This is a genomic window from Oceanobacillus indicireducens, assembly GCF_014647195.1.
GTDB lineage: Bacteria > Bacillota > Bacilli > Bacillales > Amphibacillaceae > Oceanobacillus > Oceanobacillus indicireducens.
This window is the reverse complement of the sequence record NZ_BMOS01000007.1, coordinates 1-12967: the sequence shown is the minus strand read 5'-3', so window position 1 is coordinate 12967 and position 12967 is coordinate 1. Positions and strand designations below refer to the sequence as shown.

14 protein-coding genes are annotated in these 12967 nt (G+C 41.1%); all 14 read left to right on the top strand.

The window, feature by feature from the left end; translation table 11 throughout:
* Positions 1-48 precede the first annotated feature (48 nt).
* The 14 genes from dnaJ to IEX94_RS06135 all read left to right on the top strand — a co-directional run bounded on the left by dnaJ (position 49) and on the right by IEX94_RS06135 (position 12569).
* Positions 49-1173, top strand: a complete 1125-nt coding sequence (gene dnaJ, locus IEX94_RS06200; protein WP_156856826.1) for a molecular chaperone DnaJ — start codon at positions 49-51, stop codon at positions 1171-1173.
* Positions 1174-1237: 64 nt separating this feature from the next.
* Positions 1238-2182 (top strand): 50S ribosomal protein L11 methyltransferase, encoded by a 945-nt coding sequence (prmA, locus tag IEX94_RS06195; RefSeq protein WP_156856825.1) that lies wholly within the window; start codon positions 1238-1240, stop codon positions 2180-2182.
* A gap of 19 nt (positions 2183-2201) precedes the next feature.
* The gene (locus tag IEX94_RS06190; RefSeq protein ID WP_156856824.1) at positions 2202-2966 is read left to right on the top strand and encodes a 16S rRNA (uracil(1498)-N(3))-methyltransferase; all 765 of its coding nucleotides are present in this window, start codon (positions 2202-2204) and stop codon (positions 2964-2966) included.
* Positions 2967-3125: 159 nt separating this feature from the next.
* Positions 3126-3302, top strand: a complete 177-nt coding sequence (gene rpsU / locus IEX94_RS06185) for a 30S ribosomal protein S21 (RefSeq protein ID WP_156856823.1) — start codon at positions 3126-3128, stop codon at positions 3300-3302.
* Between the two features lie 19 nt (positions 3303-3321).
* Positions 3322-3768: a GatB/YqeY domain-containing protein gene (locus IEX94_RS06180; RefSeq protein ID WP_156856822.1), complete on the top strand. Its 447-nt coding sequence runs from the start codon at positions 3322-3324 to the stop codon at positions 3766-3768.
* A 226-nt stretch (positions 3769-3994) separates the two neighbouring features.
* Positions 3995-5326, top strand: coding sequence for an NfeD family protein (locus IEX94_RS06175; protein ID WP_188856480.1), 1332 nt, complete (start codon positions 3995-3997; stop codon positions 5324-5326).
* A gap of 27 nt (positions 5327-5353) precedes the next feature.
* Entirely contained in the window at positions 5354-6337 is a 984-nt protein-coding gene (gene floA, locus IEX94_RS06170) for a flotillin-like protein FloA (protein WP_156856820.1), read from the top strand.
* A gap of 33 nt (positions 6338-6370) precedes the next feature.
* Complete coding sequence (locus tag IEX94_RS06165; RefSeq protein ID WP_188856479.1) at positions 6371-6937, top strand: YqfB family membrane protein; 567 nt, start codon at positions 6371-6373, stop codon at positions 6935-6937.
* 114 nt (positions 6938-7051) lie between these two features.
* On the top strand, positions 7052-7339 hold the full coding sequence (yqfC, locus tag IEX94_RS06160; protein WP_229782596.1) for a sporulation protein YqfC: 288 nt from the start codon (positions 7052-7054) through the stop codon (positions 7337-7339).
* An 11-nt stretch (positions 7340-7350) separates the two neighbouring features.
* Complete coding sequence (gene yqfD, locus IEX94_RS06155) at positions 7351-8568, top strand: sporulation protein YqfD (RefSeq protein WP_188856478.1); 1218 nt, start codon at positions 7351-7353, stop codon at positions 8566-8568.
* Between the two features lie 2 nt (positions 8569-8570).
* Positions 8571-9539 carry a PhoH family protein gene (locus IEX94_RS06150; protein ID WP_156856817.1) on the top strand — a complete coding sequence of 323 codons (969 nt, stop codon included), beginning with the start codon at positions 8571-8573 and terminating at the stop codon, positions 9537-9539.
* 45 nt (positions 9540-9584) lie between these two features.
* Positions 9585-11753, top strand: coding sequence for an HD family phosphohydrolase (locus IEX94_RS06145; RefSeq protein WP_188856477.1), 2169 nt, complete (start codon positions 9585-9587; stop codon positions 11751-11753).
* Positions 11753-12217 carry an rRNA maturation RNase YbeY gene (gene ybeY / locus IEX94_RS06140; protein ID WP_188856476.1) on the top strand — a complete coding sequence of 155 codons (465 nt, stop codon included), beginning with the start codon at positions 11753-11755 and terminating at the stop codon, positions 12215-12217. Before IEX94_RS06145 ends, ybeY begins: the two co-directional genes overlap by 1 nt.
* Positions 12195-12569, top strand: a complete 375-nt coding sequence (locus IEX94_RS06135; protein WP_188856475.1) for a diacylglycerol kinase family protein — start codon at positions 12195-12197, stop codon at positions 12567-12569. Before ybeY ends, IEX94_RS06135 begins: the two co-directional genes overlap by 23 nt.
* Positions 12570-12967: the final 398 nt, after the last annotated feature.

The following is a 12967-nucleotide window of genomic DNA, read 5'->3' as shown; positions in this document are numbered from 1 at the left end:
TGATATGATGAAACGTATGTTAAAGTTCGGCAGGAGAGTGATTAAACTTTGAGTAAACGAGATTATTATGATGTTCTAGGAATAGATAAAGGAGCATCTAAAGATGAGATAAAGAAAGCGTACCGTAAGTTGGCAAGAAAGTATCATCCAGATGTGAGTAAAGAACCGGATGCCGAAGAGAAATTTAAAGAGGCGAAGGAAGCCTATGAAGTATTGAGTGATGACACGAAAAGGGCGCAATACGATCAGTTCGGTCATGCTGGTGCTTCCGGGCAAGGTTTCGGCGGATTTGGAAATGCACAAGACTTCGGAGGTTTCGGTGATATTTTCGATATGTTCTTTGGAGGCGGTGGAAGAAGCCGTGATCCGAACGCACCAAGACAAGGTGCTGATTTGCAATATACAGTAACACTAGAATTTGAAGAAGCTATATTTGGTAAAGAACTCGATATAACCATTCCAAGGGAAGAAGAATGTAGTACTTGTCATGGAAGTGGTGCCAAGCCTGGAACAACGCCGGAAACCTGTTCCCACTGTCATGGTTCAGGACAGTTAAACCAAGAACAGAATACACCATTTGGCAGAGTTGTTAATCGCAGAGTTTGTCATTACTGTAATGGGACAGGTAAAATCGTTCGAGAAAAATGTTCAACCTGTCATGGTGACGGCCGCGTGAAGAAGAGCCGTAAAATCCACATTTCCATACCTGCTGGGATTGATGAAGGACAACAGATCCGTGTTGCAGGAAAAGGAGAAGACGGTGTTAATGGAGGGCCACCAGGAGATTTATACGTTGTCGTTCGTGTGAAACCACATGATTATTTCGAGCGGGATGGCGACCATATTTTCTGTGAGCTCCCACTAACATTCACACAAGCAGCTTTAGGAGATGAAGTCGAAGTACCTACTGTTCATGGGAAAGTTAAGCTGAAGATACCTGCTGGTACACAAACAGGTAAAACATTCCGTTTACGTGGTAAAGGTGTCGCAAACGTTCGCGGTCGCGGTCAAGGAGACCAGCATATTCAAGTTCGTATCGTAACACCGACGAAATTAACTGAGAAACAGAAAGAACTTCTAAGAGAATTCAATGAAATCGGTGGTAATGATTCAACCGAAGAACAAGACACCAATTTTTTTCAGCGTTTTAAAAAAGCATTTAAAGGTGATTAATAGATGTTGCGGTTTCCCGCAACATCTTTATACATATCGAATCCAATAGGTTAGGATGGATAAAATGAACTGGACAGAAATTTGCATTCATACAACGAACGAAGCAATTGAATCCATTTCCTATATATTGCAAGAAACTGGAGCAAGCGGATTAGTTATAGAAGATCCACTTGACTTGGTAAAAGCGAAAGAAGCACAATTTGGCGAAATATATGAGCTGGATCCACAAGATTATCCGGATGAAGGTGTCCGGATTAAAACTTATTTACCTGTCAATAGCCATTTAAAAGACACGATTAATGAAATTACAAAAAGGATTAATGCATTAGCAACATTTCACGACCTAGGAAAAAATGAAATTGTCTTAACTGATGTTCATGAAGAAGATTGGGCAACGGCATGGAAAAAATACTATAAGCCTGTTCAAGTGACTGATACGATAACTATTAAACCGATTTGGGAAGAGTATCGACCTGCAAATGAACATGAAGTCATTATTGAAATGGATCCCGGAATGGCATTCGGTACAGGTACTCACCCGACAACTATCTTAAGTATCCAAGCACTAGAAAAGTATTTAAAGGCGAAAGACAAGGTTATTGATGTCGGCTCCGGTTCTGGAATTTTAACAATCGCTGCTGCTAAATTAGGCGCGGCAAAAATCCATGCATTTGATTTGGATGAAGTTGCGGTGAAGAGCAGTAAGGCCAATATTCAATTAAATGACTTGGCGAGCGAGATTACCGTGGAGCAAAATGATTTATTAAAAGGAATACACTTAGATGCTGACGTCATCGTTTCTAATATTTTAGCTGAAATCATTGTGAAGTTTATTAACGATGCATGGAATAATTTAAAGGCAGGCGGTTACTTTATCACTTCCGGAATTATTAAGGATAAGCAAGAAATGGTTCTTGGAGAATTAAGAAGACAAGGTTTTGAAGTTATAGAACAGAATGAATTGGAAGATTGGATTTCTATTATAGCAAGAAAGCCCAAGCAATCTTGATGGTCGGTAGGTGAAAGGCATGCAAAGATATTTTATCCTCGAAGATGAACAATGGTCAGACGAAGCGGTAACGATTATAGGAGATGATGTTCATCATATTTACAGAGTCATGCGGAGTCAACCGGGTGATCAAATTATTTGTACAGGACGCAATGGAGCTACAGCGATTTGTGCAATTGAAGCAATATCTAGCAACCAGGTAACCGCGAGGATTATGGAATGGGTTCGGCAAGATGTTGAACTGCCGATCAATGTGACGATTGCACAAGGATTGCCAAAAGGGGATAAATTTGAGTTGATTCTCCAGAAAGGAACTGAGCTTGGTGCAACTTCTTTTATCCCCTATAAGGCGGAACGCTCGATTGTTGTTTGGGATGAGAAAAAAATGCGCAAAAAACAGCAGCGTTTTGAGAAGATTGTCAAAGAAGCTAGCGAACAGAGTCATCGTTCCCTAATCCCAACCATTCAAGATTCTGTAACTTTGAAACAACTGCTTGAACTTAGTAAACAATATGATGCTTGTATTTTCGCTTATGAGGAAGAAGCTAGATCAAGTGATTTTCAATCTTTTGCAACAGTGTTAAAGAAGCTGCAACGGGGAATGAACCTTATCATTTGCATCGGTCCAGAAGGCGGCTTTTCCGAGAATGAAGCTAAAGCTTTAACGGAACGCGATTTTCAGGCAGTTCGTTTTGGACCAAGGATTCTTCGTACAGAAACAGCAGCAATATATGCTTTAGCTAGTATTTCTTATCATTTTGAGGAATTAGAGTGGGATACGTAAGTGGCAAAGGAATGACAGAACAAGAAATCTATTAAATCTTTTCTTTTCAAAACTTTAAGTTGACCAGCACGCCTGCTTATATTATAATTTAGGAAGCATGTGACTTGATTTTCATATGTAGAAATTTTTGTTTTTTGCTTCGGAGGGAGGGAAACAAGCATGTCAAATTCAACTCGCGTACGTAAAAACGAGTCTCTTGAGGATGCTCTTCGTCGCTTCAAGCGTAATGTATCGAAAAGTGGTACATTGCAAGAATATCGCAAGCGTGAACACTATGAAAAACCTAGCGTAAGACGGAAGAAAAAATCGGAGGCAGCAAGAAAGCGTAGATACTAAGAAGAGGGTGTTAGCGTAAATGACTCTACTTGAAAAGCTTAATCAAGATATGATTCAAGCGATGAAGAAGAAGGATAAAGATACCCTTACTGTAATTCGCATGGTAAAGGCTTCGATTCAAAATGAATTGATCAAGCTAGGAAAAGAACATCTTTCGGAAAATGAAGAACTAACAATTTTGTCCAGAGAGCTCAAACAAAGAAAAGAATCCCTCCAGGAATTTACTTCTGCGGATCGAGCAGACCTTGCTGACAAGGCTCAGTTTGAAATAGAAGTGTTAGAGCAGTATATGCCGAAGCAACTTTCTATAGAGGAAACGGAGAAAATTGTAGAACAAGCTATTCGAGAAGCCAATGCAACATCGATGAAAGATATTGGAAAAGTAATGGGGAAAGTAATTCCATTAACCAAAGGTAAAGCAGACGGCTCTCAAGTAAAGCAAATTGTTGAAGAAAAATTGAAATGAAAGACGAGTTAGCATGCTAACCAGTCTTTTATACCCTTAAAATGGTCCCGATCATCATCTTGGTGATATCGGGATCATTTTTTAGTTCTATACAAATTTTCATAACTGAAGGATATGTGGTAGTATTTTAGTAGGAAACGGTATCTTCTGCAAAAAAAAATGAAAAAGTGAAACGTATGATTGTTTTTATCCGTATAGTAAGATACCAACGAAGGGGGTGTTTAAATTGCCTGCCAAAAAGATCCTGCACTACATATTATTAACATTACTTGTAATCTTCATTTTTCTACCAACTTTTACGAACAAGGCTCACGGGGAAGGAACTGGAAAGCTTGTCTATGTTATTCCAATTGAACGCGAGGTGGAACGAGGACTTGAAGCGTTTTTAAAACGAACGACTAATGAAGCGATTGAGTCAAATGCCGACCATATCATATTTGAAATCAACACACCTGGAGGGAGAGTGGATTCTGCCGGACAAATTGCAGAACTATTACAAGGTCTGGAAATCCCGAACACTTCATTTATTGTAAACGAAGCACTTTCAGCAGGCTCCTATATTGCCCTTAACACCGATACTATTTATTTCAGGCCACATGCAACGATGGGGGCGAGTGGGGTAATTACCGGGGATGGAAATGCTGCCGATGAAAAGGCGCAATCCGCTTGGTTAGCAGCCATGAGAAGTGCTGCTGAATCAAAGGGGAGAGATCCGTTATATGCTGCTGCAATGGCAGACCCATCCATTGATTTGCCTGAATACGGGGCGCCTGAAGGTAAGTACCTTACACTTGGTCCAAATGAAGCGGTGGAAGTAGGCTATGCGGAAGGAATTGTCAATCATCGTACAGAGTTATTGGCAGAGCTTGATTTGACAAATGCGACAATCGTTGAAACAGAAACGACGCTTGCGGAAGAAGTAGCAAGATTTTTAACTCACCCGACTGTCATTCCGATCTTGCTTTCAATCGCAAGTCTTGGACTCGTTCTTGAGCTGTATTCTCCTGGATTCGGTATACCTGGAACAATGGGAATTATCGCACTTATCCTATTTTTCTATGGGCATATTGTAGCTGGACTAGCTGGAATGGAAGCCATTATACTATTAGTTGTCGGAATCATTCTCATCGTTTTGGAATTCTTTTTACCAGGTGGTATTGCCGGTCTGTTGGGAATCGGTGCAGTATTAGGCTCCTTATTCATGTCAGGTTATGATCTCGGTCATATGGCACTTAGTATTAGTATTTCGTTTATTATTGCGGTTATTGCTGCGATATTCCTATACCGAAGAATTGGGGCGGATAAAGGCTTGTTCCGCCATATCATATTAAAAGACCAGACAACAACGGAACTTGGGTATGTATCAAGTGTAAACCGTCTCGAGTTGATCGGTATGGAGGGGGTGGCGCTCACGCCTTTACGTCCATCTGGAACCGGCTCATTCGGTGATGAATATCTCGATATTGTGTCAGAAGGCAGCTTTATCGATAAAGGGAAAAAGATTAAAATAACGAAAGTAGAAGGAATGCGAATTGTGGTTCGAGAGATAGTAGAATAAAAAATTATTGTTTTAGGAGGAGTTTTTATGGGTTTTGATGTTTTACCACTTATTATTATTGCCGTGATTATTATTGCACTTGCAATCCTATTCACGTTCATTCCAGTCACACTGTGGATCAGTGCACTCGCAGCAGGTGTTAAGGTGAGCATCTTCACACTAATCGGGATGCGTTTACGTCGGGTTGTGCCGAGCCGGGTGATTAATCCACTTATAAAAGCACATAAGGCAGGACTTAATGTATCAATCAATCAGCTGGAGAGTCACTATCTTGCTGGCGGTAATGTTGATCGTGTTGTAAATGCGCTTATCGCATCACACCGTGCGAATATTGAACTTCCTTTTGAAAGAGGAGCAGCGATTGACCTTGCTGGCCGTGATGTTTTAGAAGCGGTACAAATGAGTGTTAACCCAAAGGTGATTGAAACCCCGTTTATAGCAGGTATTGCCATGAACGGAATTGAAGTAAAAGCTTTGGCACGAATTACTGTAAGAGCGAACATTGACCGTCTAGTCGGTGGTGCAGGAGAAGAAACAGTAATTGCCCGTGTTGGTGAAGGGGTTATTAGTACAATTGGTAGTTCTAATACACATGAACAAGTACTGGAAAATCCTGATTCTATCTCCCACACTGTACTTGCTAAGGGGTTAGATGCAGGAACAGCTTTTGAAATACTTTCAATTGATATTGCCGATGTTGATATCGGTAAGAACATTGGTGCGACACTACAGACCGACCAGGCGGAAGCAGATAAGAAAATTGCTCAAGCGAAAGCGGAAGAGCGCCGAGCCATGGCTGTTGCTCTAGAACAAGAGATGGTTGCAAGAACTCAAGAGATGCGCGCGAAGGTTGTGGAAGCTGAAGCAGATGTTCCGCGTGCCCTTGCAGAAGCACTACGTTCAGGCAATATGGGTGTCATGGATTATATGAATTACCGCAATATTGGGGCGGACACGGAAATGCGCGATACAATCGGTAAACTAACGGAAGACAATGATGATAACAATTAATCACTTCTTTGTTTCCTGTAAAGGAGGGAAGTAATGGGCGAGATTTTCGAATTTATCTTTGAAAATATGTTCCTGGTTATTTTGATCATCTCAGGAATTATCGGAATGCTTTCAAGCAATAAAGAACAACAGAAAAAACAGCAACAACAGCGCCCAAATCGGCCACAGCAGCCACAGACTAGACAGCAAGGGCAACCAAGACCAGCTCCCGCGTCAACTCGGAAAGAAACCGTACGAGAGCGCCCTAAAGAGGTTGTGACGACTAAAATAGAGCCAAAACCGAAAGAAGCAACGGTAACCCTCGCTACACCAAAGAGGATGGAAGAAGAACAGCAGGCTCAAATGGAACGATTACAGGAAAGGTATAGGGGAGCCGCAGATATAAACATCACGGATGGGAATATAGATGACTTCATCAGCCGTCAACAAATGGAAGTATTGAAAAGCTTATCGGAGGAGCAGAAAGTATTAAAGAAAGATATCCGCCGGAGCTTGAAGAAGAAAGGTTTGATCAACGGAATTATTATGGCCGAAGTATTAGGTAGACCTCGTTCCATGAAACCTTACCAGAGTGTCACATCCGAACGTTATAAAAGATAAAAAAAAGCCATTAGCACATCGATTTACTCGGTGCAAAGCTAATGGTTTTTTGTTTTTATCAAGGTCTTAATCATTTTAGTCGTTCATACATATAGAGAAGAGGGGGATGTATCCGTGAAAAAATGGCATCTGAAGTTCCGCAACTTAATGGTTAACTATTTAGCACTTCCTTCCGATATTTTGCTGGAGTTGCCGCGGCTTACGATAATCGGCAACTTCCACCTGTATATTGAGAATCATAAAGGACTAGAGACATATTCCGAGACAGAATTGAAATTAAAAACGACGAATGGATATGTACAAATACTCGGTACTTCCTTTGTCTTGAAACAAATGCTCCCAGAAGAAATTTTGCTAGAAGGAGAAATTGAGGAAATAAAATATATACCTAGTTCATTGTAAAAGGAGGACATATGAAATCTGTAAAAGGATCCTATCTATCAGGAGTTGTAGAGATTCAAGTCACAGGTGACCACCCGGAGCAATTCTTGCAACAATGCGCGCGGAATGGAATTATGCTTTGGGAAATAAAAAAAGTTCATGTTAACCAATGTACAGCAAGCGTGTTGCTTAAAGATGTGAAGGAAATCCGCAAACTTCGGCGTGGAAGCAAATTTAAAATCCATTTTTTGAATAAACATGGATTACCTTTTTTTAAGAAAAGAGTCGGCAGAAAAAAACCTTTGTTAATCGGTCTTCTGCTTAGTTTATTATTATTCTTTATCCTCTCCAATATGGTATGGCAAGTAACGGTAACAGGAGTTCCGGAAGAATTGGAAAATAAAATCAAGGAACAATTAACTAGTTATGGTGTTTATCCAGGAGCGTTTACTTTCTCAATCGAATCCCCTAATCAAATCCAACAATTATTGCTCGAAGATGTGCCGGAATTGCTTTGGATTGGTGTGGACAAAAAAGGGACAAGTTTTTATCTTGAAGGGGTGGAAAAACTCATCATCGAAAAGGAAGAGCCAGCAGGTCCAAGGCATTTAGTTGCTGGTAAGAGCGGTGTTATCCAATATATGTATGTGAAAAAAGGAATGCCTGAAGTAACGGTCAATGATGTGGTCGAGAAGGGGGATGTACTTGTTTCTGGAGCAATTGAAAAGCTGAATATCATTGACGAGGAAGAAGATAAGCAGGAATTCGAATTGGTTGCTGCAGATGGTGAGATTATCGCAACAACTTGGTATAAAGCGGAAGTGAACGTCCCTTTAACAGCAGAGCATGTTGAATTAACTGGCAATACGAATGAAAAATACCGAATTAAATTCGGTTCATTATCTATTCCGATTTGGCCACTCACTCGTTTTGAACATTTTGAACATGAGTTGATAGAAACAGATGAATATCAATTAGATATTTTTGGATGGCGTCCTCCGATCTACTTTACAGCTGAAAAGAGGCTCGAGAGTACTCCTTGGTACAGTGAGAGAACGCGAGAAGAAGCAATACAGACCGGTATTCGCCAAGCTAAAAATGATTTGCAAAGAAGGCTTGGGAAAGATGCTGAAATTATCACGGAAAAAGTTTTGCATGAAACCATCCGTCATGGTAAAGTAAAACTAAGCTTGTACATCACGGTAGAAGAAAATATAGCTGTTGAACAACCGATAAACCAAGGAGATTAAGTATGGCAGGAAATTTAACTGATATTGATTTACAATTACAAGATCCAACCGAAGCGCTAGCTTTATTCGGAAACAATGATAAGCATTTAAAACATTTGGAATCCCTTTTGGATATCCGTATTGTTTCACGCGGAGAGAAAGTACAAGCTTCAGGCAGTGTGGAAGCGGTTGAAGTACTGAAACAAGTGCTGTTCTCTTTACTTTCTTTAATTCAAAGAGGCATATCGTTTTCGGAAAGAGATATCGCCTATGCGGTAGAGATGGCTAGAAAAGGAACGATCAATCAATTTGAAGCATTATTTGAAGATGAAATTACGAAGAATATGAAAGGAAAGTCCATTCGTGTAAAGACATTAGGCCAAAAAGTATATGTGGACCGAATACGGGCAACAGACTTAGTATTTGGCTTTGGTCCTGCTGGAACGGGTAAAACGTATTTAGCCGTTGTGATGGCTGTCGATGCGTTGAAGAAAGGTCTTGTGAAGAAGATTATTTTAACAAGGCCTGCTGTTGAGGCAGGTGAAAGCCTTGGTTTCTTACCAGGTGACTTAAAAGAGAAAGTTGACCCGTATTTACGTCCGCTTTATGATGCGTTGCACGATGTTTTAGGAGTTGAACATACGGCAAGGTTAATTGAGAGGGAAGTTATTGAAATTGCCCCGCTCGCTTATATGCGTGGAAGAACATTGGATGACGCTTTCGTTATTTTAGATGAAGCCCAGAATACAACACCAGCTCAAATGAAGATGTTTTTAACCCGACTAGGCTTCGGGTCAAAAATGGTGATTACTGGTGACATCACGCAGATTGATTTACCAAAAGGAGTGCACTCCGGTCTTCGGATTGCGGAACAAATCCTCCAGAATGTAGAGGGTATTTCTTTTGTGTACTTGAAAGGGTCCGATGTTGTTCGTCATCCGCTCGTTCAGCGGATTATTCATGCATATGAAAATAATGATACGAATCAGTAAGACCTGCTCTGTAGGTCTTATTTTCACTTAGGGGGTAAGTGGAAAGTGAAAAAGAAAAAGAATTTATTCCAAAAAGTAGAGAAATGGCTGGGAAATAGAACAAGCTTATTTTTAATTGTCGTTGCTGTGTTCATACAAAGTATTTTCTTCTTTTTCATTTCCTTAAATAATGTCTACACGGAAACGTATGACTTACAACGATTTGCTACAGCGAATACGACGATCCGTTCACCGGTAACGATTGAAAATGAAGTGGAAACAGAGAGAAAGACGAGGGAAGCGGTCCAGCAAATCGGTGACAGGTATTCGATATCCGAACAGGTCAATAACGAAAGGATCGGTTATAGTGAGGAGATATTCGATGCAGTTCTTTCTCTAAACGATGAATCGGATAAGACCAAGGACAAAGATAAACAGGTGAAAGAAGGAGAGAGCGAAGAGGAAGCTGCCGAACTATCGACGGAGGAGAAAATTGACCGATTAAGACAAGTCCTCTCCGAAGAAATTGTACTAGAGGCGAGTGCCGATTCCTTTCGTGCATTGATTAATCAACCGCGGGAGGAAATCGAAAAGGCTAAAAAGCTTTTTATCACTAGTGTAAAAGAGGTAATGGAAGAGGGAGTCCGAACAGAGAATTTGCAATCGGCTAGAGTCATTGTCGAGGATGAAATAAAGTATTCAGAACTCGATCCTGTTCTTAAAGATGCGCTTATCGAGTTTGCAAACTTTATCGTAACAGAAAACTCATTTTTCGATTTGGAAGCGACGAATGAAGCACGAAAAATTGCTGCCAGCAATGTCGATCCGGAAATGATAAAAGCCGGGGAGATCATTGTTAGTGAAGGTCAAGTGATTACGAATGAAATATATGAACAGCTGCAACTTGTCGGTTTACTTGATGGGGAACGTAATTTTTATCCCGTCATCGGCTTAGTTCTGTTGTTAATTATACTTGGCAGTATTTCAGTCGTCGAGATTAATAAGTTGGCCAAACGTGAAACAATGAATAAGCGCGTATTAGCCGCACTGTTAACGATAAGTTTCATTGTAGTTACATTAATGAAAGTTGTCAGTCTGTTTTCGACGGATAACAACCAACTGTTCTATATAATGCCTATTGCCATGGGAGCCCTTTTATTGAAGTTATTCATCAGTGAACGGCTGGCGATCATTATGGCAGGAATTTATGCAATTATAGGTACGGTGATATTCAATGGACTTATTCCAGGGGCATTAAATATTGAAGCAGGAATTTATTTCTTCTTTTCCCAACTGGCAGGAATTATTTTCTTCCCGCAAGTGAAAGACCGCTTAGCTATTTTAAAGGCGGGACTGGGAATTATACTAGTGAATATCCTGACTGTATTACTATTTCTATTCTTGTCCTTTGAAAAATATACGTTAATTGACTTTTTCCTAAACTCAGCATACGGACTTGTTTCCGCATTCTTAGCTGCAGTGCTGACAATCGGTCTTTTACCGTTCTTTGAGACAGGTTTGGGTATCTTATCAGACACGAGATTGCTGCAGCTCTCAAGCCCGAATCAGCCCTTACTTAAGAAATTGTTAGTTGAAGCACCGGGCACTTACCATCATTCTGTCATGGTTGCGAACATTAGTGAGACGGCATGCGAGGCGATTGGTGCAAATGGATTGTTAGCAAGAGTCGGTGCGTATTATCATGATATTGGAAAAACCGTCCGTCCGCAGTTCTTTATTGAAAATCAGTTATCTAATCAGAACCCGCATGACCGGATGGATCCAAAAGAAAGTGCAAAAATAATCATTAGCCACCCTTATGATGGGGTAGAGATGTTGAAAGAGAACAAATTACCGAAAGAAATTATTGAGATTGCAAAGTCACATCATGGAACTTCATTGCTCAAGTTCTTCTATTATAAAGAGAAAGAGAAGAATCCAGATGTGCAGGAAGAGGAGTTCCGTTATCCTGGTCCCAAACCGCAATCGAAAGAGGCTGCTGTGGTCAGCATTTGTGACTCCGTAGAAGCTGCTGTCCGGTCGTTATCTGAGCCGACCGAAGAGAAAATTGAAGAGATTGTTGCAGCAATAATGAGTGATAAAATAGCGGATGGCCAATTGGATGAAAGTCCACTAACATTAACGGAATTAAAAGTCATTCAACGGACAATTTGTGATTCATTAAAAGGTTTTTTCCATTCAAGAATCCAGTATCCAAATAGGGAGGAAAAATAATGCATATCGATTTTCATGATAAAACGAATTTATTACCCGCTGATCAGGTGGATCTATTAAAACGTCTTTTGGAATTTGCTGCAAAGCGGGAGGGGGTCTCCAACGAAGCGGAAATGTCCGTTAATTTTGTCCGCGATGGTGAAATCCAAGAATTGAATCGTAACTACCGGCAGAAGAACACACCGACAGACGTCATATCCTTTGCCATGCAGGACCGTGTGGACGGAGAGATGCATATCCAAGGAGTTGATATACCTATTATACTTGGCGATATCGTTATCTCCGTCGACCGGGCACAGGAACAAGCGGATGAGTATGGGCACACTCTAGAGCGGGAAATTGCTTTTCTGACCATCCATGGATTTCTACACTTACTTGGCTACGATCATATGACGGAGACAGATGAAAAGGAAATGTTTGCGAAACAAAGAGAGATATTGAGTGAGTTTGGCATTGAAAGATAAGAAAGGAAAGGTCGGCTTTCATCATGCTTTTGCTGGAATCAGGGCCGTATTTAAATCGGAATGGAACTTTCGCTTTCATGTAAGCATCATGGTGCTGGTTCTTGCTGCTGGGCTACTATTCGAGCTGTCGCAGCTCGAATGGGCACTCATTATCATTGTAATCGGGCTGGTTCTTCTAACGGAACTTTTAAATACGGCGATCGAAAAGATGATTGATTATCTGCGCCCGGAGATTCATCCCGATGCCCGCTTCATTAAAGATACGGCTGCAGGTGCTGTCCTTGTCAGTTCCATTGTTTCTGTACTAGTCGGAGTAATTATTTTTCTCCCAAAACTCCTATCCATCTTCTAGCATACTCAGCTGATTACTTTCATTCAGCGTAAGTGTCTTTGCTCGTTTATTTAATTTGGTGCTCTAATCGCCGTTCAGTTGCCCGGCGGACGGATGCTTTCCACGGGCACGGCCGAAGCCTCGACGCACAGGAAGTGCTAATGCAGACGTTGCCACAGGACGTGGCGTTCTTAGTCTGCCTCGGAAGAAGTTCGCTTCCTGCGGGGTCTTCGGACTCGTGCTTTTCCCGTAGGAGTCACCGTCCGCCGGGCAACTGAACTGGTAGAGAGCGTTATTATTAACGGAAACTATCCCAACTATGGTGAGAGTTCTAATTCCTTAAATGAAAAATAGTGCTCCAAATTGGACTTTTCCTAGGAGCAGTCCAGACACCTCGAGACTCCAGCAGGAGGATAGGC

Coding starts and splice junctions, on each gene's coding strand:
- IEX94_RS06165 (WP_188856479.1), top strand. CDS start 6,371: ATGGGCGAGATTTTCGAATTTATCTTTGAAAATATGTTCCTGGTTATT.
- prmA (WP_156856825.1), top strand. CDS start 1,238: ATGAACTGGACAGAAATTTGCATTCATACAACGAACGAAGCAATTGAA.
- floA (WP_156856820.1), top strand. CDS start 5,354: ATGGGTTTTGATGTTTTACCACTTATTATTATTGCCGTGATTATTATT.
- rpsU (WP_156856823.1), top strand. CDS start 3,126: ATGTCAAATTCAACTCGCGTACGTAAAAACGAGTCTCTTGAGGATGCT.
- IEX94_RS06150 (WP_156856817.1), top strand. CDS start 8,571: ATGGCAGGAAATTTAACTGATATTGATTTACAATTACAAGATCCAACC.
- IEX94_RS06190 (WP_156856824.1), top strand. CDS start 2,202: ATGCAAAGATATTTTATCCTCGAAGATGAACAATGGTCAGACGAAGCG.
- IEX94_RS06180 (WP_156856822.1), top strand. CDS start 3,322: ATGACTCTACTTGAAAAGCTTAATCAAGATATGATTCAAGCGATGAAG.
- yqfD (WP_188856478.1), top strand. CDS start 7,351: ATGAAATCTGTAAAAGGATCCTATCTATCAGGAGTTGTAGAGATTCAA.
- ybeY (WP_188856476.1), top strand. CDS start 11,753: ATGCATATCGATTTTCATGATAAAACGAATTTATTACCCGCTGATCAG.